This is a genomic window from Tenggerimyces flavus (assembly GCF_016907715.1).
Classification (GTDB): Bacteria; Actinomycetota; Actinomycetes; order Propionibacteriales; family Actinopolymorphaceae; genus Tenggerimyces; species Tenggerimyces flavus.
In genome coordinates, this window is sequence record NZ_JAFBCM010000001.1 from 215,896 (window position 1) to 237,644 (window position 21,749).

The 21,749-nt window shown below is 67.5% G+C and carries 23 protein-coding genes, 1 tRNA gene, 1 other RNA gene and 1 pseudogene; 16 read left to right on the top strand and 10 right to left on the bottom strand.

The features are described from left to right. Position 1 precedes the first annotated feature (1 nt). Genes JOD67_RS01145 through JOD67_RS01165 form a run of 5 tightly spaced genes read left to right on the top strand, consistent with a single transcriptional unit; the run spans position 2 to position 4,819 of the window. Positions 2–1,123 carry a GTP-binding protein gene (locus tag JOD67_RS01145; protein ID WP_205114048.1) on the top strand — a complete coding sequence of 374 codons (1,122 nt, stop codon included), beginning with the start codon at positions 2–4 and terminating at the stop codon, positions 1,121–1,123. Between the two features lie 19 nt (positions 1,124–1,142). Continuing rightward, on the top strand, positions 1,143–2,411 hold the full coding sequence (locus JOD67_RS01150) for an efflux RND transporter periplasmic adaptor subunit (RefSeq protein WP_205114050.1): 1,269 nt from the start codon (positions 1,143–1,145) through the stop codon (positions 2,409–2,411). Next, positions 2,408–3,097: an ABC transporter ATP-binding protein gene (locus JOD67_RS01155; RefSeq protein WP_205114052.1), complete on the top strand. Its 690-nt coding sequence runs from the start codon at positions 2,408–2,410 to the stop codon at positions 3,095–3,097. Before JOD67_RS01150 ends, JOD67_RS01155 begins: the two co-directional genes overlap by 4 nt. Further along, complete coding sequence (locus JOD67_RS01160; protein WP_205114055.1) at positions 3,094–4,320, top strand: ABC transporter permease; 1,227 nt, start codon at positions 3,094–3,096, stop codon at positions 4,318–4,320. The genes JOD67_RS01155 and JOD67_RS01160 overlap by 4 nt, the downstream gene beginning before the upstream one ends. Before the next feature lie 10 nt (positions 4,321–4,330). Further along, on the top strand, positions 4,331–4,819 hold the full coding sequence (locus JOD67_RS01165; RefSeq protein WP_205114057.1) for a DUF5666 domain-containing protein: 489 nt from the start codon (positions 4,331–4,333) through the stop codon (positions 4,817–4,819). Here the strand turns inward: JOD67_RS01165 and JOD67_RS01170 are convergent. The 4 genes from JOD67_RS01170 to JOD67_RS01185 are packed head-to-tail and all read right to left on the bottom strand — an operon-like array spanning position 4,816 to position 7,579. Next, entirely contained in the window at positions 4,816–5,355 is a 540-nt protein-coding gene (locus JOD67_RS01170; RefSeq protein WP_205114059.1) for a DUF5063 domain-containing protein, read from the bottom strand. The genes JOD67_RS01165 and JOD67_RS01170 overlap by 4 nt on opposite strands. Further along, positions 5,348–5,947 (bottom strand): recombination mediator RecR, encoded by a 600-nt coding sequence (recR, locus tag JOD67_RS01175; protein ID WP_205114061.1) that lies wholly within the window; start codon positions 5,945–5,947, stop codon positions 5,348–5,350. The genes JOD67_RS01170 and recR overlap by 8 nt, the downstream gene beginning before the upstream one ends. A 24-nt stretch (positions 5,948–5,971) precedes the next feature. Further along, the gene (locus JOD67_RS01180) at positions 5,972–6,337 is read right to left on the bottom strand and encodes a YbaB/EbfC family nucleoid-associated protein (protein WP_205114063.1); all 366 of its coding nucleotides are present in this window, start codon (positions 6,335–6,337) and stop codon (positions 5,972–5,974) included. A gap of 36 nt (positions 6,338–6,373) precedes the next feature. Next, positions 6,374–7,579 (bottom strand): MFS transporter, encoded by a 1,206-nt coding sequence (locus JOD67_RS01185; protein WP_205114065.1) that lies wholly within the window; start codon positions 7,577–7,579, stop codon positions 6,374–6,376. Between the two features lie 176 nt (positions 7,580–7,755). On the opposite strand from JOD67_RS01185, the gene JOD67_RS01190 reads away from it, so the two are divergent. The 3 genes from JOD67_RS01190 to JOD67_RS01200 all read left to right on the top strand — a co-directional run bounded on the left by JOD67_RS01190 (position 7,756) and on the right by JOD67_RS01200 (position 10,279). Continuing rightward, positions 7,756–8,688 carry a hypothetical protein gene (locus tag JOD67_RS01190; protein WP_239553681.1) on the top strand — a complete coding sequence of 311 codons (933 nt, stop codon included), beginning with the start codon at positions 7,756–7,758 and terminating at the stop codon, positions 8,686–8,688. Between the two features lie 496 nt (positions 8,689–9,184). Further along, positions 9,185–9,424: a YjzC family protein gene (locus JOD67_RS01195; RefSeq protein WP_205114067.1), complete on the top strand. Its 240-nt coding sequence runs from the start codon at positions 9,185–9,187 to the stop codon at positions 9,422–9,424. 279 nt (positions 9,425–9,703) lie between these two features. Continuing rightward, entirely contained in the window at positions 9,704–10,279 is a 576-nt protein-coding gene (locus JOD67_RS01200; RefSeq protein WP_205114069.1) for a hypothetical protein, read from the top strand. 140 nt (positions 10,280–10,419) lie between these two features. Here JOD67_RS01200 and JOD67_RS01205 read toward each other — a convergent pair whose 3' ends face one another. The 4 genes from JOD67_RS01205 to JOD67_RS01220 are packed head-to-tail and all read right to left on the bottom strand — an operon-like array spanning position 10,420 to position 13,589. Continuing rightward, entirely contained in the window at positions 10,420–11,412 is a 993-nt protein-coding gene (locus JOD67_RS01205; RefSeq protein WP_205114071.1) for a DUF4917 family protein, read from the bottom strand. Positions 11,413–11,440: 28 nt separating this feature from the next. Continuing rightward, on the bottom strand, positions 11,441–12,250 hold the full coding sequence (locus JOD67_RS01210; protein WP_205114073.1) for an inositol monophosphatase family protein: 810 nt from the start codon (positions 12,248–12,250) through the stop codon (positions 11,441–11,443). After that, complete coding sequence (locus JOD67_RS01215) at positions 12,247–13,092, bottom strand: DUF5919 domain-containing protein (RefSeq protein WP_205114075.1); 846 nt, start codon at positions 13,090–13,092, stop codon at positions 12,247–12,249. Before JOD67_RS01215 ends, JOD67_RS01210 begins: the two co-directional genes overlap by 4 nt. Next, positions 13,089–13,589 (bottom strand): winged helix-turn-helix domain-containing protein, encoded by a 501-nt coding sequence (locus JOD67_RS01220; RefSeq protein ID WP_205114077.1) that lies wholly within the window; start codon positions 13,587–13,589, stop codon positions 13,089–13,091. Before JOD67_RS01220 ends, JOD67_RS01215 begins: the two co-directional genes overlap by 4 nt. Before the next feature lie 152 nt (positions 13,590–13,741). Between JOD67_RS01220 and JOD67_RS01225 the strand changes: the two genes are divergently transcribed. The 7 genes from JOD67_RS01225 to JOD67_RS01255 all read left to right on the top strand — a co-directional run bounded on the left by JOD67_RS01225 (position 13,742) and on the right by JOD67_RS01255 (position 20,294). Continuing rightward, entirely contained in the window at positions 13,742–14,194 is a 453-nt protein-coding gene (locus JOD67_RS01225) for a plasmid replication, integration and excision activator (protein ID WP_205114079.1), read from the top strand. Between the two features lie 286 nt (positions 14,195–14,480). Continuing rightward, entirely contained in the window at positions 14,481–14,774 is a 294-nt protein-coding gene (locus JOD67_RS01230; protein WP_205114081.1) for a hypothetical protein, read from the top strand. A gap of 360 nt (positions 14,775–15,134) precedes the next feature. Then, complete coding sequence (locus JOD67_RS01235) at positions 15,135–16,823, top strand: FtsK/SpoIIIE domain-containing protein (RefSeq protein WP_205114083.1); 1,689 nt, start codon at positions 15,135–15,137, stop codon at positions 16,821–16,823. Beyond that, complete coding sequence (locus tag JOD67_RS01240) at positions 16,823–17,221, top strand: hypothetical protein (protein ID WP_205114085.1); 399 nt, start codon at positions 16,823–16,825, stop codon at positions 17,219–17,221. The genes JOD67_RS01235 and JOD67_RS01240 overlap by 1 nt, the downstream gene beginning before the upstream one ends. Continuing rightward, the gene (locus tag JOD67_RS01245) at positions 17,218–18,831 is read left to right on the top strand and encodes a replication initiator (protein WP_205114087.1); all 1,614 of its coding nucleotides are present in this window, start codon (positions 17,218–17,220) and stop codon (positions 18,829–18,831) included. Before JOD67_RS01240 ends, JOD67_RS01245 begins: the two co-directional genes overlap by 4 nt. 4 nt (positions 18,832–18,835) lie before the next feature. Continuing rightward, positions 18,836–19,066, top strand: a complete 231-nt coding sequence (locus tag JOD67_RS01250) for a helix-turn-helix domain-containing protein (RefSeq protein ID WP_205114089.1) — start codon at positions 18,836–18,838, stop codon at positions 19,064–19,066. Next, positions 19,056–20,294 carry a tyrosine-type recombinase/integrase gene (locus JOD67_RS01255; RefSeq protein ID WP_205114091.1) on the top strand — a complete coding sequence of 413 codons (1,239 nt, stop codon included), beginning with the start codon at positions 19,056–19,058 and terminating at the stop codon, positions 20,292–20,294. Before JOD67_RS01250 ends, JOD67_RS01255 begins: the two co-directional genes overlap by 11 nt. Before the next feature lie 79 nt (positions 20,295–20,373). Here JOD67_RS01255 and JOD67_RS01260 read toward each other — a convergent pair. After that, positions 20,374–20,459 (bottom strand) — tRNA-Ser (locus JOD67_RS01260). 63 nt (positions 20,460–20,522) lie between these two features. On the opposite strand from JOD67_RS01260, the gene ffs reads away from it, so the two are divergent. Continuing rightward, an RNA gene (gene ffs / locus JOD67_RS01265) (signal recognition particle sRNA small type) lies at positions 20,523–20,619 on the top strand. Positions 20,620–20,685: 66 nt separating this feature from the next. Here ffs and JOD67_RS42325 read toward each other — a convergent pair. Beyond that, a pseudogene (locus JOD67_RS42325) lies at positions 20,686–21,699 on the bottom strand (MFS transporter); the annotation flags it as partial. Between the last annotated feature and the right edge of the window lie 50 nt (positions 21,700–21,749).

Genomic DNA, 21,749 nt, shown 5'->3' on the forward strand with positions numbered 1-21,749 from the left:
CATGGTCCACGTCGTCCTGCTGAGCGGGTTCCTGGGCGCGGGCAAGACCACGACGATGCTGGCGGCAGGTCGGGCTTTCACCGCGCAGGGCAAGAACGTCGCGGTGATCACGAACGACCAGGCCGCGGACCTCGTCGACACCACGCTGGCGAAGAACGAGCTGGACGACGTCGCCGAGATCTCCGGCGGCTGCTTCTGCTGCCGGTTCGAGAATCTCGAAGCCATGATCAAGCAGCTGATCGACGAACGCGGCGCCGAGGTGATCATCGCGGAGGCGGTCGGCAGCTGCACGGACCTGCAGGCGACGGTCGTACGTCCGCTCCGCAAGCTCTACGGCGACGTCCTCACGGTCGCGCCGGTCACGACGATCGTCGACCCATCCCGGCTGCGCGCGATGATCGGCGACGAGTCCGATCTCGGCTACCTGTTCGCGAAACAGCTCGCCGAGGGTGACGTGATCGCGCTGAACAAGTCGGACGTGCACGGCTCCTCCTTGCGCGCGATCGGCAAGGAGCTCGGCGCCGCGTTCCCGCACGCGCGGGTACTGTCGTACTCCGCTGCGACCACGGAAGGCCTCGACGCCTTGATGGCAGCGTGGGACGAGCCGGCGACCGCGGACATCGATCTCGAGGTGGACTACGACCGGTACGCGGCCGCGGAGGCGGCGCTTGCGTGGCTCAATCACACGGTCGAGCTGGGCGCCTCCGACGCGCCGTTCTCACCAGCGTCGTGGGCGGAACGAGCGCTGGCCGAGGTCTCCGCGGACTGTGCCCGCTCCGGCTATCTGGTCGGCCACGCGAAGGTGTCGGTCGAGTCGCCGGCCGGCCTCGTCAAGCTGAGCTTGACGGAGGCGGGCAAACCGGTACAGACCGACCGCACCGCTCCGGGCACCGTGCTGATCGCGACCGCGACGCTCAACCTGCGGGTGAACTGCGAGCCCGCGGCCCTCGACGAGCTGGTCCGCCGCGCTGCCGAGGCCGCCGGCCACGAGGTCGGGGCGGTCGCCCGTTCGACCAACGGCGCCTCGTTCCAGCCCTCGTACCCGCGGCCGACGCACCGGATCCCGGCGGGCGCGTCGTTTCCCAGGGAATCTCCAGGTCATTCACACCGTCTCCTGACGTAGGCGAGCCACGCTCCTCCGCATGGCAAGGTGGGGGCGCAGACGCGTCGTGCTCAATGTCGGTTTGGTGCTGCTCCTCGTCGCGGGCGGGGTCGGGATCTGGTTCTTCGTGCTTCGCGCGGACGAACCGGCGACCGCGGCCGCGCCGCGGACGACTGCCGTCCAACAGGGAACGGTCACCAAGACCGTGTCGGCGGCCGGCAACCTCGAGCCCGCGAAGCAGACCGCGATCAACTTCGCGACCAGCGGGACGATCAGCGCGGTCAACATCCAAGTGGGCCAGAAGGTCGCCGAAGGCGCGGTCCTCGGGCGGTTGAAGTCGGCGGACGCCGAGCAGGCGCTCGACCTGGCGTCCGCGGAGCTGGATTCCGCCGAAGCCGGCCGGACCGAGGCGTACGCCAACAAGGAGGCCTGGGAGGACGCCGAGGAGGAAGCTGAGACGGCGACACCCGCGCCGGCTGAGCAGTCGGGCGGACAGACCCAGTCCGAGGAGTCGCTCGACGCCGCGATCGCGCAGGCGGAGGCGCAGGTCGAGAGCGCGAAGCAGCAGGTCGAGCAGGCGCAAGCGGCGGTTGACAACTGCACGTTGATCGCTCCGGTGACCGGAACGGTCGTGACGCTGAACGGCGTGCCGGGCCAGAACGTCAACGGTGGCAGCGGATCCAGCGGGTCGAGTGGTGCCGCCGCGTCGAGCGAGACCACCACGGCGAACACCAGCGATTTCGTCGTGATCGCCAACCTCGCCGCGTTCAACGTCCGCGCCTCCTACACCGAGGCGGACATCGTCGACGTCAAGGTCGGGCAGGCCGCGACGATCGTTCCCAACGCCTCGCCCGACACCGAGCTGACCGCGAAGGTCACTCAGATCGACCCGACCTCGACCGTGATCAACAACGTCGTGACGTACGGCGTGACGCTGCAGGTCACCAGCAAGAACGTCGCCCTCCGAGCCGGGCAGACCGTCAGCGCCCGGGTGACCGTGGCCGAGGCGAAGGATGCGCTGTACCTGCCGTCCACGTCCGTCCAGGGGACCGGCGACCAGACCCGTGTGACCGTAGTGCGTGGCGGCGTCCAGACACCGACGACCGTGCAGGTCGGATTGCGTGGCGACCAGACCACGCAGATCCTGTCCGGTCTCGAGCTCGGCGACCAGGTGGTGATGGTGGGCGCCACCGGCACGGGAACTGGTACGGGAACTGGCACCCGCCCTGGTGGCGGGGCTGGCTTCCCCGGCGGAGGCGGCGCCGGCGGGTTCCCCGCCGGTGGTGGCGGCGGGGGCGGCCGTCCGTGAGTGCCGTGATCGCGCTTCGCAACGTCAGCAAACGGTATGGCAGCGGCGACACCATCGTGCACGCCCTGCGCAATGTCACCTTGACAGTGGAGACCGGCGACTACGTCGCCATCATGGGCGCATCCGGCTCCGGCAAGTCGACGTTGATGAACATCCTTGGCTGCTTGGACGTTCCGACCTCCGGCGAGTACGAGCTCGACGGCATCCCGGTCGCCGAGCTGAACGAGCACCAGCTCGCCCTCGTACGCAACCGGAAGATCGGCTTCGTCTTCCAGTCGTTCAACTTGATCCCGCGCACCTCCGCGTTCGCCAACGTCGAGCTGCCGCTCGTCTATGCCGGCTTGGGCAAACGCGAACGCCGCGAACGTACGGGGAACGCGCTCGAGCTCGTCGGACTCGGCGACCGTACGAAACACCACCCGAACCAACTGTCGGGCGGGCAGCAGCAGCGGGTCGCGGTCGCTCGTGCCCTCGTGACCTGGCCCGCGCTGCTGCTCGCGGACGAGCCCACCGGCAACCTCGACTCGCACTCGTCCAAGGAGGTGCTCGCGATGTTCGACGAGCTGAACGCGACGGGCCGGACGATCGTGCTGATCACGCACGAGGACGACGTCGCCGCGCACGCACGTCGCTTCGTACGACTGCTCGACGGCGCGATCGTCGAAGACTCGTTGGCGCTGCGATGACGGCGTTGGAGGTGCTGCGGTTCGCGGCCCTCGGGCTCGCGGCGAACAAGCTGCGTTCGGGATTGACCGTCCTCGGCGTGCTGATCGGCGTCGGCTCGGTGATCCTGCTGGTCGCGGTCGGCAACGGCTCGTCGCAGGCGATCCAGAGCCAGATCGAGTCGCTCGGGACGAACGTTCTCACCGTGTCCGTCGGCGGTCCGGGCGCCCGCGGCGGTGGCTCGACGAGTACGCAGACCCGCCAGCTCACGTTGACGCTCGACGACGCGAAAGCCTTGCAGGACACGGATTTCGCACCGGACGTGAAGACCGTGTCGCCGGTCGTCAACGCGCAGCAGGTGAGCGCGACGTATCAGGGGACCACGCACTCGCTGGGCTCGATGATCGGGACGAACGAGTCGTACTTCGCGACGCAGAACCGCGAGATCGCTTCAGGTGTGGCGATTTCCGCCGACGACGTCGAGGCCGCGCGCAAGGTCGTGGTGCTCGGGAGCACGGTGGCGGACACGCTGTTCGGCGGCGAGTCGGCGGTCGGGCAGAGCGTGAACCTGAACGGCGTCCCGTTCCAGGTCGTCGGTGTGCTGGTCGCTCGCGGGTCGACCGGGTTCCAGGACGCCGACGACCTCGCGATCGCGCCGTACTCGGCCGTCCAGCAGTCGTTGACGGGGTACGGGTCGTTCAGCCAGTTCGTCATCCAGGCAACGGCCGCGGACGCGCTCGACGCCGCCGAGGCTGAGACGTTGGCGATCCTGCAGCAGCGGCACAACGTCACGGATCCGACGCAGGGCACGTACTCGGTCCTGAACCAAGCGTCGCTGCTGGAAACGCGTTCGGAGACCGCGGCGACGTTCACCGTCCTGCTGGGCGCTGTGGCCGCGATCTCCTTGCTGGTCGGGGGAATCGGGATCACGAACATCATGCTCGTGAGCGTCACCGAGCGGACGCGGGAGATCGGCATCCGGAAGGCGATCGGCGCTCCGCACGGCGCGATCCTCGGCCAGTTCCTCGCGGAGGCGACGCTGCTGTCGATGGTCGGTGGAGCGCTGGGGGTGCTGTTCGGCGTGGTCGGCAGCCAGTTCACGATCGCCGGGATCGCGCCGGTGGTCTCGCCGTCGTCGGTGCTGTTGGCGTTCGGCGTCTCGGCGTTGATCGGCTTGTTCTTCGGCAGTTTCCCGGCCAACCGGGCCGCGAAGCTCCGTCCCATCGAAGCACTGAGACACGAATGAGGTTTGGCAGATGAGTGATCTGGACCAGGAGCTCGCGGCGCGTGGATCGAAGGCCTCGCGTACGTCCAAGCTCACCTTGGCCCTGGTGGTCGCCCTGGTCGCGGTGGCGGCGTTCGGCGGCGGCGTGTTCTTCCAGCGCTCCACGGGTGCGACCACCACGACGACCACGGCCGCGGGCGGTCCGCCCGCTGCCGGGCGGCAGGCGCCTGGCGGTGGCGGGGCTGGCGGCTTCGTCTCCGGCGAGGTGACGAAGGTCTCCGGCTCGACGTTGACGATCACGCAGCCCGACGGCTCCTCGGTCCAGGTGACAACGAACGGCGAGACGCGGGTGACCCTGAGCTCGGACGGCGCGCTGACGGACCTGAAGCCGGGCGACACTGTCGTCGTGCAAGGCGAACAGAGCAGTGACGGCGACCTGGCGGCCTCGTCCGTGACCGAGGGCATGCTGGGTGGCGGCTTCCGCAACAGCGGCGGCCCCCGCCCGACCCGTACTCCCTAAGTGTTCGCGGGCTCCTGCGAGTCCAACCGGGCGTGCGCGATCACCGAGTGCAGGGAGCGGAGCACCGCGCCCGCCTCGGAGCCCCAGCTCGACAGGTACGAGAACTGCCACCACCACAGCGCCTCGTCGATCCGCCCGGCCCGGTGGTGCTTGAGCCCCTGCACGAGCGCGGCGGCGATGCTGGTGAGGTCGTCGGACAGCCGCCCGTTCAGCAGCTCCGGCGGCTCGGCGTACGGGTCGAAGACCTCGGTGTAGTGGTCGATCTCCGCCAGCAGGTAGCCCAACCGTTCGCGCAACTCGTCCAGGTCCGGGTCGGGCCCCGCGTCCGGCTCGAACCGGTCGTCCGGCACCACGTCGGTGATCGCGCCGAGCCGGCCGCCGGCGAGCATCAGCTGGCTGACCTCGAGCAGCAGCATCGGCACCGCGGTCGACTGGTCCTCCGCGCGCGCGATCTCCCGCAGCGCGATCAGGAAGCTCTCGACCTGATCGGCGATCTCCTGAGCGAAATCCTCGACTTCACTGGTGGCCTCAGACATCGAGCAGCCTCCTTCCCTCGAAAGCCCGGCCCAGCGTGACCTCGTCGGCGTACTCGAGGTCACCGCCTACCGGTAGTCCACTCGCGAGCCGGGTGACTCGCAACCCCAACGGGTTCAGCATGCGGGCGAGGTACGTGGCGGTCGCCTCGCCCTCCAGGTTCGGATCGGTGGCGAGGATGACCTCCTGCACCGACCCGTCCGCGAGCCGCTGCATGAGCTCGCGTACCCGTAGATCATCGGGTCCGACGCCCTCGATCGGGCTGATCGCCCCGCCGAGAACGTGGTAACGACCGCGGAACTCGCGCGTCTTCTCGATCGCGACGACGTCCTTCGGCTCCTCGACCACGCACAGGATCGCGGGATCGCGCCGGGTGTCGCGGCAGATCTTGCACTGGTCCTCTTCGGCGACGTTCCCGCACACCGTGCAGAAGCGCACCTTCTCCTTGACCTCGAGCAGCACCTCGGCGAGCCGGCGGACGTCGTTCGGATCGGCCGCGAGCAGGTGGAACGCGATGCGCTGGGCACCCTTGGGCCCGACCCCGGGCAGCCGCCCGAGCTCGTCGATGAGGTCCTGGACGACCCCTTCGTACACCGCCGTTCCCCCTTGTCCGTGTGCCTACGCGCCGGGAAGCCCGGGAATGCCGCCACCGCCGCCGAGCCCGCCGCCGAGCCCGCCGAGGGCCTGGGTCATCGGACCGAGCTTGGCCTGGGCGAGCTGCTGGGCGTTGGCGTTCGCGTCCCGTACGGCCGCGACGACCAGGTCGGCCAACGTCTCGACGTCGTCAGGGTCGACGGCCTCGGGCTTGATCTCGAGCGACTGCAGCTCGCCCGTTCCGTTCACCGTCGCGGTCACGAGCCCGCCGCCGGAGGTGCCCTTGACCTCGGCGTGCGCCAGCTCCTCCTGCGCGGCCATCATCTGCTCTTGCATCTGCTGGGCCTGCTGGAGCACTGCCTGCAGGTCGGGGGTTCCGCCAGGGAACACGTGGACTCCTCGTGGTCGACTCGCTTGGTGCCGAGCCTACGGTGTCCCACCCTCACGCGTTGGCATGACCTCGTCGGCCCGCGAGTATCGGGTCTCCGGCATCCGCAACGCGAGCAGCGGACCGATCAGGACCACGCCCGCCGTCATGCCGAACGCGGCGCCGAAGCTGACCTCGTCGGCCAGCGCACCGGCAGCCAGCGGTCCGACGACGGCGCCGAGGTCGCCGGCCATCTGGTACGCGGCGACGACCTGCCCGCCGCGTCCCCTGACGACATCGCCCACCACGGCGCTGGGCGCGACGCCGAGATACGCGCCGGCGATGCCGAACAGGGCCATCGCGACGAGGTACGCGGGAAGGTTGTCGAACAGCGCGATCGTCCCCATCGCGGCCGCGGCGACCAGGCCGCCGCCAATGATCGCGGGCTTGCGGCCGATGGTGTCGACGAACCTGCCGGCCGGCATGAGCAGGATCGCCTGGAAGACGCTGGAGACGAGGAAGCCGATGCCGGTCCAGATCGGGCCGACCCGCATCGCCTCGATGACGAAGAGCGGGATGAGGCTCGTACGTACGCCCCACAGCGACCAGCCGGCGCCGAGGTTGGAGGCGAGGGCGGCGCGGAACGCCTTGAAGCCGAGGGCCTGCCTGAGTGTGGTGCGTTCGGTCTCGGCGGCCTGGTCGGCCTTCTCTTTGTGCTGGAGGTTGGCCTTGGCGAGGAAGGCCATGGCGATGACGCCGGCGATGGAGACCGAGACGGCGTAGACGAAGAACGGGAGGCGTACAGAGACCTCGGTGAGCAGGCCGCCGAACACCGGCCCGGCCAGGCCGCCGGCGAGGAAGCCCGCCTGGAACCAGCCGTTGGCCCTGCCGCGATACTCGGCGTCGACGACGCGGAGCAACAGCGAGACGGCGGCCACCGTGAACATCGCGCTCCCGATGCCGCCGAGGGCGCGGAGCGCGAGGAGCATGAAGTAGGAGTTCGCCAGCCCGGCCAGACCGGTGGTGACCGCGACGAGCGCGAGCCCAGTGGCGAGGACGGCCCGTTCGCCGAACCGGTCGACGAGCCGCCCGCTGCTCAGGGCGGAGACGAACCGCATGAACGCGAACGCCGAGATGACAGCGGCCGCGGCCGTCCTGCCGACGCCGAAGTCGCGCGCGAAGATCGGCACCGCGGGAGCGATCACCCCGAACCCGATCGCCACCGCGAACGCGATCGCGGAGAGAACGGGCACTTCGCGGGGCATGTTGCCGAACGGACTACGGAGCTGGAAGCGCTTCCTCCCAGCTGTGTCGCCCGGTGATTCTGAAGGAGGCACGATCACCGATCGTGTCATACCCGTAAGGACCTGCGACCTCCCCCGTCCATGACCGGTCAGCCCTCGGCCCGACCTCGGCCGAGTCGCCAGCGCAAGGCAGCGACTTGCCGGTCACCTTGCTGGAATTGCGTGGCACTCGCTGTCGGCCGTCTCGTACCGTGCGGCGGGTGGAGGTCTTGGGGATCGAGGTCGAGCCGTCCCTGATGCGCCGATGGGTCGGGTGGCTGGCGCCGGCCTGCCAGCCGTTCGTCTTGACCGCCGCCGAAGCGGCCGAACTCGGGCTCGCTTCCGAGGGTGGTGTCGTGGACGACCTCTCGCCGGAACTTCGCGACACGTACGAGACGTGGAACCTCGCCAAGGATCTGGACGTCGTGTGGCTCGACGAAGACGCGTTCCATGCTCTGCCGCCCGAGGTTCGTGCCCGGCTCGTCCTGGCGCAGGTCAGCCACGGGCGAGGAGCCGTGCCCTCCGTCACCGATTGGGCGGACCTCCTTGACGCACAGGTGCTGCGCGAGCAGGCCGACGGGCATCGGTTCGTCTGGTGGCCGCCCCTGGTGGAGCCTCAGCTCGAGACCGTCTTCCAGCGCGTTTTCAGTGAGTGGCAGCTGCCCTGTCAGCGCCTGGCGGTATCGGAGGAGATCTGGCGCTCCGCCTCATCCATCCTTCCGCGTGCCCGAGCGCTCAGCGGGACCTTCGCCAGCGGGAGTAGAGGAAGCCCCTTCGCCCGAGGAAGCGGGGCAAACTGCTTCGCCACCGTGATGGCTGCGGCAGGAGTTCAGTGCCCCGACGATGAGCCGTTCGACGACTGGCTGGCCACCAACTGCACGGCGGGAGGCAGCGACGACCGGCCCGGCACCGTACTCGTCTGGCGCAACGCCGACGGCATCAACACCCACGCGGCAGTCACCCTGGGAAGCGGCTGGGTGTTGCACAAGCCAGGTCAGGAATGGCTCAGCCCTCACCAGGTTCTCACGGTCGGCGACCTCAACCGCCTCGCTCCACCAGGAGTAACGCTTCACCGGTACGCCCTGCAGTAGGCAGCGAAACGGGCCGGTCCCTGGTGTGTGGGCCGGCCCGGCGCTTTCCCTTACGGGCTTGGGCGGAGGATGGGGGATTCGAACCCCCGAGGGGTTGCCCCCAACACGCTTTCCAAGTCTGGGGACCTTCGTTCGCTGACGTTTGGTCCAGTCCGCCAGGCGTAGCGTCGGAGGGTCGCTCCAGGCTCCGGACCTGGGCGAACGCGGGTGAATGAGACTAGAACTGAGACTACGGCCGGAGGAAGGTGGAGCGGAGCGCAAGGCCGGCTGGACCCCGAGTTGCCAGGCCTAACAACAGTGGTGTAACTACGTCCGCTACCATTTTTCACGAACGCACGAACCCCGGTCGCCCGACATGGGGTCGGGCAAAACCGGGGTCCGATGCTTCGTTCTGGCGAACAGTTTCGGACCATAGCAAAACTGTGGCGGGGCGCACCCGCGTTTCGCAGGTTTCTCCCTCCGGTCACGCTCTGTGTTCAGACTGGAGGTGATTACCTTGGCTTCCAAGCCGACGCCGCGTCCGGCGCCGAGTAAGGGACCGAGCAAGGCGCCGAGCAAGGCGCCCGTTAAGCCCGGGACACCTGCTCCCGCGTCCGGACAGTACAAGCCGGTCGGCCCCAAGGGCGGGAACGTGGGATCTACTGAGATCACTGCCGTGCAGGGCAAGCCCCTGCCTCCGACCGACAAGGCCGGGCAGAGCTGGGTCCTGGTGGACCCGACCAAGCACAAGGCCTGATCCATAGGTAACGAGTGGCCCGATCGAGCGCCGGTCGGGCCAGCTCCTTGTTCTGAGGCGACCACTTTCTGCCGTCGTCCTCGCATGTAGCCGGTTCGTAGGTCGGAACGGAGCGGGTCAAGGGTCGAAGATCACGAAGTGACGCCGTAAGGCGCCCTTGACGCGTGGAGTGGAGGCCGAAGACTGGCGTGCGAGGAGGGCGGCACCCCGTCACGTGCTCGGGACGGGTCTTGGTGAGATCCAGGTGTCCGTCGTCGTAGGCGTGCGAGCATCGAGGGCATGTCGGTATTGGAGTTCGTCCCAGCAATGATCTCTGCACTGGCTGCGCTGGCGTGGCCAGTCGGAATCGTGGTCGTAGTGTTCATATTCCGGCGCCAGGCCCGCGCGTGGCTGACTGACCCCCCGTCTGTCCTGAAGCTCGGTCCGGGAGGCTTCGAGGCACAGTGGAACCGACAACTGTCTGCGGTTGCGGACGCTGTAGAAGAAGCCTCGATGCTGGACGTTACGAAGAGCCCGTCCACCGAGACAGACGTGCCAAGCGAGCAGCTCCCACCGGTCACCGAGAACCCTCCACTCGTGGCCATCGTGGAGGCAGCCGCCGATGTCGAGCGGGCTTTGACGAACCGTTTCGAGCGAGCAGGCATGACGTATGACACGAAGCGTGGCATGGCTGTTCGGGCAGAGTTCGCGTATCAACGTGGGTTGATCAGCGAGAAGACGGCCGCGTCAGTCCGTGGGCTGAACATCATGCGCAACCTGGCGATACACGGACCCGGCTACGTCAGCGACACAGAGGCGCGAGAGTTCGTGGCGCTTGCGGAAGCAGCGATCTACGCGATCGACCAGGCTGGATAAGAGGCCGAGTCAGCTTGGGCGTGCCGGCCCGGCCGAGGACGGGCCCCCAGGCCCGCCCGCAAGGCCGAGTGCCGGGGCGGGGCGCGCCGTAGGCGCGGCCTTGATCTCATAGAGGTCAACTCAGCAATGCGATACGCGCGCTACCCAATGCGGAGGGTGGACTTCCCCAGGGGGTGGGTTGTGGAGTCGAAGAAATACACAGTGTGGGGCTTGAGTGCCTTCTTGATCCTCGCCTTCTCCTGGACGGTTCCTTCAGGATCACCGGTCGGATACATGGCGAACGCAATATCCCGCTTCGGGCCCGCCTTGATCGCATCAACGATGTGGCGGTCCTGCTCGCTGAGGGAATGGCCAAAGATAAGGATCGGTCGCACGTCTTCGGTAAGGGATCTAAGGCAGAAGCTGAGATATGACGAACGCTTTATAGTCCGAAGCTTTGCGGGCGATGTTCCCTCGCTGACAAACAACGGTCGTCGTGCAGCGGCAGCGGAGGAGTATCGACTTGCGAGCTGCAGGAGACTCCCACTATCGGCATTGATCCACTTGCCGTTCTCCCCATTGTCATCCTGCCAAAGATGAATCGCTCCATGTAGATAGTGGATCGGCGTTTGATTGGGGCGGAGGTCCACGTCTGACGGGTTGAACTTTCCGGCGTCCCAGAGGTAGTCGACGAGTTTGACGCGCGGCAGATTCCGCACCTGGGACCAGTAGAGGCAGAGGTCATAGTTCGTCGTGAAGACGCAGGAGTGGCCGTCGAGCCATTTGGCAATTTTTCTGTGAGTACTGTCGGGAAATTCTTCCCATGGTACATGTACTTTGCCAACCGCGCCGAATAGGGCGTCGCGAATCATCGCGTAGATATTGTCAACCTGTCTGGTTGATCGCCCGAGCGCCTTAAGAACGAGGTGTGAGTGATGAATCGATTCCAGGACGGCCTCGAAATTCCTCGTTTTCAGTCCCGTGAATATGCTCTTTGCGCTGGATGTAAGGGTGGCGGCCCTGTACAGGCTGCTGTAGTTGAACCTACTCCACAGGTTGATGCTAAGCCCATTGCCGATAAGCAGGACAGGCCATACGCCGCTATTCAAACTGGCCCAGGAAGGCAATTCTTCGCCAACAACGAGCTTCGTCATTCGCAATCCTCCTAGATCCCGGCCGGAGTCATTTGCCTAGATCGACCGCAGCGGCGGACACGACGTCGAGTAGGTCGTCGAGGATCGCGGGCGTTGCGGAGATGGTCGCTCGGGAGCTGGCGTCGTGGTCCTTGCCGTCGAGGTCGACGACTTGGAGGCCGGCTTCGCGGGCGATGATGGCGCCGGCGGCGGTGTCCCACGGCTTGTTGCTGAGGAGGACGGTGCCGTCGATCCTGCCGGCTGCTGCCCACACGAGGTCGATTGCTGCCGAGCCAAACATCCGGATGCGCTCTACGCGGTCGGCGAGCTGGTGGGTCAAGGCATGCCGCTGGGCGTTCTTCTGGGCGGCTCGTGCGCCTACAGCGTAGTCGCCGATGGCGATTATGGCGCCACGTAGCTCGGTGGTCGTGCTCCCGTGGATCTGTCGGCCGTTGAGCTCGGCTCCACCGTGCTGGGTGGCGTAGTACCGCTCGTTCAGGAACGGCAAGTCGACAACGCCGAGGATCGGTTGCTTGTGGTGGATGAGGCCGAGCGACGAGCCGCAGAGTGGCAGACCGTGGACGAGGTTGGCGGTGCCGTCGACGGGATCCAGTGCCCAGTAGGGGCGGTCCGGGTCGAGGTTGGCCGCCCCTTCTTCCTCGCCGAGGAAGCCGATCTTCGGCGTTTCCGCTTGCAGGAAGTCGCGCATCTCGCGCTCGATCGCGTAGTCCAGGTTGGAAGCGAAGTCCCGATCTCCCTTCTGCGTAAGGGCATTCGGCGCCTGCTCGCGAAGGGTTCGGCGGGCGATGTCGATGGCGCGCATGGCGATCGGGAGCAGCTCCGCGGTCGCGATCGTCATAGCCGAGTACCTCGTTCCCAGAGGGTCTCAAAGACCTGCTCGAAGATGGGAAACAGACCGCCTGGGAGCGTCTGTCGATTGATCATGAACGTGGGTGAGTCGATCCCGCGTGTGTGCGGAAAGTACGGCTGCATGACGCAGACTTGGTGATCGACGATGAGCAGGTTGAACCGGCTCGTCTCGTTGTAGGTGGCGACCTGGAGCCGAGCTTGCGCCTCGATGGGCATGCGGTCACGCACCCGCTTGACGATGGCTTGGATGTTCAGCTCAGTAAGGGCGGAGATCTGCCCAGGGATGTAGCCTTCCTCGTCCTCGTAGGTCTTGACCGCCTCGCTCGCAGGGTCGAGGAAAAGGCACCGCAGCGTCGCGCCGCGTTCGAGGACTGCCCGTAGGTTGCGGTCCGGGTACTGCTGGCACAGGAGGTTAAGCGAGATACCCACGGCGTCGATCGTGTCCGCGTTGTCGAGTAGCTCGGTCAGCGACACCTCGGACGCGAAGTCCGAGCGCGTCATGTAGATGGCGGACAAGTCGGCGAACCGGTCGCCCATGAGCTGGCTCACAATGTCCATGGCGTCCGTACGCTCACCAGGCGCACTCGTGTGGGTGGCCAAGCTCGCCGCGACCAGGACGTCACCAGGCGGCGTGGTGCCCGTTTCCCACGACTCGACGGCATGCGCCGACGGCTCCCAACCCAGCAGAGGCGTGAGCAGCTCGGCGAATTCCGCATGCGTCAAGCCGAGCCGCTCACGTGCGCTTGCGACCTGGCCCCGCGCAATCGACCCGAGATCGGGCTTGTACCCGTGCCGGTTGCGCAACTCGACAAGACGAGGCGACTCGCTCATCGGCGCCGCCGCTCCGTCCCGGTAGCGACAGACGGTGCCGGCTTGGCGTCGTGCGGGAACTGCTCGCCAGTGCGGCCGTACAGGTCCATGAGCTGGGTCTGAAGAACCGCAATCAGGCGTCGCAGCTCGGCGACCTCAGCGCGAAGCTCCGCCACGGTCGCCCCGCCCTGCTGGTCCTTCACGATCGACGAGAGGTCCTTGAGTCCGGCTCTGAGCTGTTCGATCTGCTCCGCGAGGTCTTCGATCTGGACGGAGCGTCGCTCGGCCTCATCTGGCGTCGCAACGACGAATACCGCCTTGCCTGGCTGGCCCCGAACGATGCCCTCCTGGCGGAGGATCGCGACTGCGCCGCGTGCGACGGTGGCCGAGACGTTGTAGTGCTCGCATAGGCGCGCAGTGGAGGGGATCGGATCACCGACCGCAAGCTCTCCTCGCCGGATCTGCGCCCGAAGGTCTTCGGCGACCTGCTGGTATGCGGGCGTCCCGTAGTCGGCCACTGCCGACCTCCAATGCATAGCTGAGCCGTGTATGGCAGGACGAGCGTACTCAGGCGTAGGTCTGGTCTCAACATCTGGACAAACTATGAGTGCATAGCTGTGCTATGTATGTATAGTTGAACCTCCCGAACAAGGAGGTACGGATCATGGCAATGCCCCGCAGAATTCCGATCCCGTTCGGTGAGGCGTTCCCGAAGGGCGCTTTCGCCGTGGGTGATGTCGAGCCGTTGCGCGACTTCGACAAGTCGTCGCGGGACAAGATCGTCCAGGCGGTCGACGAGGACAGCGGCGAACCAATCTGGACGCTCGACGTGATCGACGCCGATGACGACGCCACGAAGACCACGCGTTCGCTCTCGGTGCGGATCGTGGCGGCTTACAAGCCGCTCTTGCCGGACATGCCAACCGGTATGCCGTCGGCGTTCTCGTTCATGCGACCGGTGGAGTTCGTCGGGTTGTCGGCGTCGCCGTACGTCGCGGACTCGCCGATGGGTAACGGCAAGGGCCGGCTGGCGTGGTCCTTCCGTGCGACTGGGATGAAGGCGCCTGGCATCGATGCCAAGCCCACCAAGCCCGGACCGGCCGCGAAGGAGAACGCGGCATGAGCACCGGGCAGGCTCCACGATCGGATCCGGTGCTTGACGCCCTCCGAGAGGCGCGGGCGGTCCGCGATGGCGCGGACGAGGCCATCCGAGTTCTGCTCGCGTGGGCGCGTGAGGTGTCGTCCCCGCGGCCGTATCGGCTGGCTGATCTAGCCGACGCGTCGGGGTTGTCGATCTCGGGCGTTCGGAGTGCCTACGGGCCTGAGGACGTGGAGCTTGTCCGGACCCTGCTGCAGGTCGGCGAGCTGCCTGCAGAACGTGCGGTCACTAGCGCCCAGGAGGTTGTCCGATGACAGAACAGGCGTGGGACACAGTGGCGGAGCTGCACGCCTACGCGGACCGACTGAGCGAGGGTACGGCGCGTTGGCCGGCTCCAGGCCTCGGCTGTACGCGGATCGGCGGCTACACGGTCGTGCCGGTCGCGATCCATCGCGCGATCTGCGGCTGGCGCGTGCAATCCGCACAGGACACGACCCCGGACGTCGCGTACTGCTGGGGCTGCCATCTGGCGATGTTCACTGACGAGCTTTGCGCGGCTCCACCTGCTCCGACGAAACGCTGGGTGATCGCTGCTGCGCACTGAAGCGACGCGGGGACGGCACTGGACCTTTGGCGAGGGAACCTGCCGTCCCCGCGTCTTCCAACCCCAGATCCTCCGATGTGGAAGGCGAGGTGGCATGTCCAACCGTAGCTGTCAGGGTCAGCTCGGACTGTTCATGTGGTCGAACCAGTCGGGCGGCGAGCATCTCCGGCCGAGTCAGGAGTGGAAGTCGTGGCTGTACTGGTGCGGCCGGTGCAGTGAGCTGGAAGTGTCGGTAGCGGGCACGTTGTGTCCGGCGTGTGACAAGCCTAGGAAGCGAGCGGCCGCGACCAGGCGAGCGGTGCGTAAGGCGATCGCGAACGGCCCAACGAACAAGCCGGCTCGTAGTCGGGGGCGGTCATGATGCCAACGAACTTCGAACCGCAGGTTCGCGGAGAGACGGTGAAGGTCGGCTTCGTCACCGTCGTTCTGGCGTTCCTCGTCTGGAAGGTCGGCCGTGGTGTCTGGTGGGCGGCACGGCAACCGGTGCTGTGGGTTGCGCTCGTCTCCGGATTGGCTTTGCGCCGGCTGTTCGAGGCGTCCGGCCTGTGGGCTGTGCTGGGCGTCGTAGCGGCGGGCACGGCAGCGCTGGTCACCTGGCGGCTGCTCCATCCGTCGTCGTTCCGCCAGATGGTCTGGTGGCCGCTGCGGTCCTGGTGGCGACGAGTCGCGGTCTACCGGCCGGAATGGGACGTCGTGTGCAAGCAGCTCGGGCTGCACCAGGTCAAGGACGGGCAGGAGATCTACCCGCCCGTCTTGCGTGTCCAGTCAACGGGTTCGGTGGACAAGGTGCGGGTTCGGATGTTGCCCGGCCAGATCTTGCCGGACTATGCGCAGTTCGCGCACCGGTTCGCCCAGACGTATGAGGCGTTGGACTGCCGGGTGCGGTCGGTGCCGAAGCACCGGCTTTTCGCGACTGTCAAGGCGGGGTTGCGGCGCGGCTTGCCGGGGTTGTTCGACCCCGCGATCCGGAAGGCGAAGAAGGCCGCCAGCCGTGACCTGCACGTGCTGGACTCTGGGGTGCCGGAGGCCGAACACGTTCCGGACGACGTCGGTCGGGAAGGGACCGAACGTCAGGCGCCGTCGCGGGTGGTCGAGCTGTGGTTCCTCACTCGGGATCCGCTCGCGGCTGTGGTCCCGATGCTCGACGTCGCGGCCCGTCCGAACCTCGGTGGCCTGGCGGTGGCGCTGCGCGAGGACGGCCTCGTGTGGACGCTGCGACTCCTCGCGACCCACGTACTGATCGTCGGTGCAACCGGTGCAGGCAAGGGCTCGGTGCTGTGGACGATCGTCCGTGCGCTGGGGCATGCGATCCGAACCCGGCTGGTCGAGCTGTGGGTGATCGACCCGAAGGGCGGCATGGAGTTCGCCGCCGGACAAGCGCTGTTCGCCCGCTACTGCTACGGCGACGACGCTCCGGAGAACGACGAAGGCGAGGATGTTGACCGCAAGCGGGCCTACGAACTGACCTATGCGGAGTTCCTCGAAGACGCTGTCCGTGAGATGCGGGACAGGCAGCGACGTCTGCGCGGGATCTTCCGTACGCACAAGCCCGCGCCGGGCGACCCCTTGATCGTGCTCATGATCGACGAGATCGCGTCGTTGACCGCATACGTCGTCGACCGAGAGGCGAAGAAGCGAATCGAGTCGGCGCTCAACGTGTTGCTGTCGCAGGGCCGAGCGGTGGGCGTGGTGATCATCGGCGCCGGTCAGGACGCCCGCAAGGAAGTGCTCACCATGCGGGGCCTGTTCCCGACCCGGATCGCGCTCCGACTCAATGAGGCCGAAGAGGTCGATCTCGTGCTCGGTAACGGCAAACATGAACGCGGCGCCCGCTGCGAAGAGATCCCCGACGACATGCCCGGAACCGGGTTCGTGGTCGTCGAGACCCAACCCGAGCCCGTGCGGCTGCGGTTCCCGTACCAGTCCGACACCGAGATCCGCACCATGTGCAGCCTCTACGAGCCGGGCGCGAGCTACGACCACCGCGACCCGCGCGCCGGTCTGCGATCTGTGTCCGACCTGTACGACGAGCTGGAGGAGGTCGCCTGATGGCCACCTGGAAGCACGCCCTACCCGTGTGGGTCGACCTCGCAGCCCTGCCGGGTGAGTGGGAGCTGCTGTACGACCCCACGACCGACGCCTACGCCGTTGCTGGCCGCGCTCACTCCTCAGCCGCCCCCGACGTCGTGATCCGGATCGACTACGCCGTCTCCGGCTCCCACGCCGACACCCGACGCATGATCGGCTCGGCGATCGTCCACGGCTTCCGCACCGTCATCCGCCGACACCGCGCCGAGCTGGCGCAAGCCGAGGAGGGTCTCCGACAGGTGATCGATGACGACGGCCCGAGCTGCGCGACCTGCCTCGGCTTCGGGCACCTGGAGAACCTCGGCGCTTGCCCAGACTGCAATCCCGGTTACCCCAACGAGAGAAGGGAGAACTCATGACCGATGCGAACGACAGCACGGACGAGAATCTCGGCTCCGCGAACGGCGCGGGCGATCTGCCCAACCTGTCCGCGGAGCTGGTGAAGGCCGGCGCGATTGCTGCCGGTGTGTGCGTTCGCCCGATCGTTCGTGAGGTCATCGACACCCAGACCGGCAACACCCAACTGATCCCCATTCCGTGTCAGGCGACCCTTGCCAGCAAGTGCCAGCCGTGCGCCGAACGAGCCCGTCGGCTACGGATGCAGCAGTGCCGCGAGGGCTGGCACCTCGACACCGAGCCAGCGGACAAGCCGCGTTCTGAGCCGCCCGTGCATGAGCCGGGGACGAGCTGTGCGTACGGGTGTGTGGATTGTTCCGCCCCGACCCACCTCGCCCACGAGGAGGAGACCCCAGAGCCAACCGAGACAAGGCGCACGCGCTCGACTCGTCGTCGCAATGACGTTCCAGACCTTCCCCGGCTGCCCGTCGAGGCTCGCACAGTGGGCCGCACCTTCACCGCACCGGACGGGAAGACCTGGCGACCGTCGATGTTCCTCACGTGCACTATGCCTTCCTACGGCCCCGTGAATGACGACGGCACCCCGAAGAATCCTTCGACCTACGACTACCGCCGAGCGGCGCTTGACGCGCTGCACTTCCCGAAACTGTGGGACCGGCTCGTCCAGAACCTCCGCCGCGCGGTCGGTTACGAGGTCCAGTACTTCGCCGCGATCGAACCGCAACGGCGGCTCGCACCGCACGTCCACACCGCGATTCGTGGCGCCATCCCGCGCGCCCTTCTGCGAGAGGTGATCGCGGCCACCTATGCCACCGTGTGGTGGCCAGCTCACGATCGCATCCTCTACTCGACGAGCAGTCCGCCGGCCTGGGACGTCGCGGGTGAGGCGTACTGCGACCCGGACACCGGGCAGCCGCTGCCGGCGTGGAGCGATGCCGTCGACTCGTTGGAGGTCGAGCACGGCGGCCCGGCCCATGTGCTGCGGTTCGGCAAGCAGAGCGACATACAAGGCCTCATCGCCGGCACGTCCGACGCGGACCGCCGGATCGGATACCTGACTAAGTACCTCACGAAAGCAATCGTCGACCCGATCGACGACGGGGACGCCGCGAGCTCGCGGCGAGAGGCACACATCGACCGACTCCACCGCGAGGTACGACACCTGCCCTGTTCGCCGAAGTGCTGGAACTGGCTCCACTACGGAGTCCAACCCAAGGACGCTGACGCCGGCATGGTTCCCGGACAGTGCCCCAGCAAGGCCCACGATCGCGAACACCTCGGCTGCGGCGGCCGTCGCGTCCTCGTCTCCCGCAAGTGGACCGGCAAGACGCTCACCGAGCACAAGGCCGACCGCTACAGCGCCGTCAGGACGGTCCTCGAGGCGGCCGGGATCGACCTGCAAGACGCCGACCGCTGTTCGGCAACCGCGACCCAGCCGGACGGGAGCCCGCGGTTCGTCTGGCAGACCGTCGACCTCGACGACATCCCGACCTATCACCACGTCATCGCCCAGTCCGTGGCTGAGAGCAACCGATGGCGCGACCAGTACGAGGAGGCCAAACGACGAGCAGGACCACCGTTCAGCAACTCAGCAAACGGCCGGGCGGCGTGACGTGATGGAGGAAGGTCCCGTGGAATTGCTTTTGACGGTTGAAGAAGCGGCGCAGCGCCTTGGGATCGGGCGAACGCGCATGTGGTCCTTGGTGTCGAGCGGGGCGGTTCGGTCGGTGTGCATCGGTCGGCTCCGGCGTATCCCCGTGGAATGCCTCGCTGAGTACGTGGGTGCGCTGCTCGCCGGGGCCGACGAACGCAGCTCGACGGACGAGGTGGAGCCCGATGCCGCGTAGGTCGAACGGCGAGTCGAGCATCTATGAGGGGTCAGACGGCTACTGGCACGGCCGAGTGACCGTAGGCGTCAAGGACGACGGCAAGCCGGACCGTCGTCACATCATGGCCAAGACTCGGCCCGAGATCGTTCAAAAGGTGCGGAAGCTCGAAAAGGATCGGGACAGCGGCAGCGTTCGCAAGGTAGGCCAGCGGTGGACCGTAGCGAGTTGGCTTGAGCACTGGGTCGACAACATCGCGGTACCGCCGGCGGTTACGGACAGCACGCATTCGGGCTACGCCGTGGACGTCCGAACGCACCTCGTGCCCGGCATCGGTGCCCACCGCCTGGACAAGATCGAACCCGAACACCTGGAGCGCCTGTACGCCAAGATGCAGACCGCCGGCAAGTCGCCCGGCACAGCACACCACGTCCATAGAACGGCTCGCGTTGCGTTCAACCAGGCGGTTCGGCGCGGCTACCTGACCGTGAACCCTGCCGTTCGTGCGGTCCCGCCCAAGCTCGATGAGCTGGAGGTCGAGCCGTACGACGTCAACGAGGTCAAGCGCGTGCTCAAGGTGGCCGCCGAGGGCCGGAACAGTGCCCGGTGGGCGATAGCGCTCGCACTCGGGCTACGACAGGGTGAGGTGCTCGGACTTCGTTGGGAGGACGTCGACCTCGATCGGGCGGTCCTGCGTGTACGGCGCGGCTCACCTCGTCCGAAGTACCGCCATGGGTGCGGTGAAACGTGCGGGCGGAAGCCTGGGTTCTGCCCTCAGAAGGTCCGGAGCAACCCGCCAACGGCGGACACGAAGTCACGCGCTGGCCGACGACGGATCGGGCTGCCGGACGAGCTGGTCGAGCTTCTTCGCGAGCACCGGATGGAGCAGGCCTCCGAGCGCGACGAGGCTCGCCAGCTCTGGCACGAGGAAGGATGGCTGTTCGCGAACCCGACCGGCCGCCAACTCAACTCCAACACGGACTATCACCAGTGGAAGGCACTGCTGGCCAAGGCGGGTGTCCGGGAGTCACGCTTGCACGATGCTCGGCACACGGCCGCGACGGTGCTGCTCGTGCTCGGGGTTCCGCCTCGGACCGTCATGGCGATCATGGGGTGGTCCAGCTCGAAGATGGCCGAGCGGTACCAGCACGTCACTGACTCGATCCGGGCGACTGTGGCGAAGAGCGTCGGCGGGCTTCTCTGGGACACCGTGGACGAGTCGGACGAGGCCGGCGCCGATCCCAAATGAGACTAGAACTGAGACTAGGCAGCGAAACGGGCCGGTCCCTGGTGTGGGCCGGCCCGGCGCTTTCCCTTGCGGGCTTGGGCGGAGGATGGGGGATTCGAACCCCCGAGGGGTTGCCCCCAACACGCTTTCCAAGCGTGCGCCATAGGCCAACTAGGCGAATCCTCCTCGGCTGGAAGAGTGTACGGGACCGGGTTGGGGCGGGTGCCAGGGGATTCACGTACACTGGCGCCCGGTCCCCCGCGCGGCGGGATCTTGCCCAACTCCCCCAGGGCCGGAAGGCAGCAAGGGTAAGCGAGCTCTACCGGGTGCGCGGGGGGCCTTTCATGCCCGCCAGCAGCCAGATCGCCACGGCGAGGGCGATGCAGGCGAGGAACGTGGGGACCAGGCCGAGCCACGCTGCCGCGATCGGCGCGACCAGGCCGCCGAAGCCCCAGCCGGTGAAGACCAGGCCGTACGCGAAGCCGAACGAGGCCGCCGGCACCCGGTCCGCGACGCCGGCTGGGACGATCGCCGCCAGCGAGCCGTACTGGGTTCCGAGCCCGAACAGTGCGACGTACGTCAGCCAACCGCCACTGCTGAGCGGCAGCGCGACCGAGCACACCGCCAGCAGGACGCAGGACAGGCGCAGCGTCGTGGGCGCGCCGATCCGGTCCAGCAACGGGCCGCCGACCACGCGGCCGAACAGGTTGCCGAACGACAGCAGCGCCACCGCCAGTCCGGCCAGCGCTGGCGAGCCGATCAACGGACCCGCGTGCGCGAACCCCACCAGCCCTGGCGCCGACGCCAGGCAGAACACCAGCCACCACCGGGCGACCACGCGCCAGGGCAGGGCGGGACGACCCGACGACGGCGGCGCGGGCGGCGTCCCCGGTACGAGGAAGCTCGCCACCGCCATCGCGACCGCGAGCAGCACGCCGAGCGCGACGAACGTCCACCGCCGCCCGTACGACTCCAGGGCAGCCTGAACGAGCGGCGCCAGCACCACGGTGGCCGCGGCGTACGCGCTCACCACGACCGTCAGCGCGAGCCCACGCCGACGCGACGCCGTCACAGCGACCCGCACCGCGACCGCGTACCCCATGCCCGTCGTCACGCCCAGCACGAGCGAGAACGCGACGACCAGCGCCCACAACGAGCCGGCGAACCCGCACCACGCCAACCCGACCAGCACACCGGCCGCGCCGACGCGCACGAGCGCCCGCGACGACCAACGGTCGGCCGCCCAGCCGCCGGCGAGCACGCCCACGGTGTACAGCCCTACGCCGACCGCGAACACCGTGGCGAGCGCTGCCCGGGAGGTGCCGATCTCCCGAGCCAGCCACGGTGTGAAGACATCCCAGACGAACAGCGCGCTGACCGCGAGGTCGACGAGCACCGCTCCCGCGATCGCCCGACGCACGCTCATTCGCCGAGACGTTAGTGGTCGAAACCCTACGTCGGGCACGGCCAATCGGC

Bases quoted from the DNA above. Each gene is read 5' to 3' on its own strand.
- JOD67_RS01170 (WP_205114059.1), bottom strand. From the start codon at position 5,355: ATGTCTGAGGCCACCAGTGAAGTCGAGGATTTCGCTCAGGAGATCGCC.
- JOD67_RS01250 (WP_205114089.1), top strand. From the start codon at position 18,836: ATGGAGGAAGGTCCCGTGGAATTGCTTTTGACGGTTGAAGAAGCGGCG.
- JOD67_RS01240 (WP_205114085.1), top strand. From the start codon at position 16,823: ATGGCCACCTGGAAGCACGCCCTACCCGTGTGGGTCGACCTCGCAGCC.
- JOD67_RS01235 (WP_205114083.1), top strand. From the start codon at position 15,135: ATGCCAACGAACTTCGAACCGCAGGTTCGCGGAGAGACGGTGAAGGTC.
- JOD67_RS01205 (WP_205114071.1), bottom strand. From the start codon at position 11,412: ATGACGAAGCTCGTTGTTGGCGAAGAATTGCCTTCCTGGGCCAGTTTG.
- JOD67_RS01150 (WP_205114050.1), top strand. From the start codon at position 1,143: ATGGCAAGGTGGGGGCGCAGACGCGTCGTGCTCAATGTCGGTTTGGTG.
- JOD67_RS01230 (WP_205114081.1), top strand. From the start codon at position 14,481: ATGACAGAACAGGCGTGGGACACAGTGGCGGAGCTGCACGCCTACGCG.
- JOD67_RS01185 (WP_205114065.1), bottom strand. From the start codon at position 7,579: ATGCCCCGCGAAGTGCCCGTTCTCTCCGCGATCGCGTTCGCGGTGGCG.
- JOD67_RS01215 (WP_205114075.1), bottom strand. From the start codon at position 13,092: ATGAGCGAGTCGCCTCGTCTTGTCGAGTTGCGCAACCGGCACGGGTAC.
- JOD67_RS01165 (WP_205114057.1), top strand. From the start codon at position 4,331: ATGAGTGATCTGGACCAGGAGCTCGCGGCGCGTGGATCGAAGGCCTCG.
- JOD67_RS01160 (WP_205114055.1), top strand. From the start codon at position 3,094: ATGACGGCGTTGGAGGTGCTGCGGTTCGCGGCCCTCGGGCTCGCGGCG.
- JOD67_RS01245 (WP_205114087.1), top strand. From the start codon at position 17,218: ATGACCGATGCGAACGACAGCACGGACGAGAATCTCGGCTCCGCGAAC.
- JOD67_RS01145 (WP_205114048.1), top strand. From the start codon at position 2: ATGGTCCACGTCGTCCTGCTGAGCGGGTTCCTGGGCGCGGGCAAGACC.
- JOD67_RS01200 (WP_205114069.1), top strand. From the start codon at position 9,704: ATGTCGGTATTGGAGTTCGTCCCAGCAATGATCTCTGCACTGGCTGCG.
- JOD67_RS01225 (WP_205114079.1), top strand. From the start codon at position 13,742: ATGCCCCGCAGAATTCCGATCCCGTTCGGTGAGGCGTTCCCGAAGGGC.
- JOD67_RS01255 (WP_205114091.1), top strand. From the start codon at position 19,056: ATGCCGCGTAGGTCGAACGGCGAGTCGAGCATCTATGAGGGGTCAGAC.
- JOD67_RS01210 (WP_205114073.1), bottom strand. From the start codon at position 12,250: ATGACGATCGCGACCGCGGAGCTGCTCCCGATCGCCATGCGCGCCATC.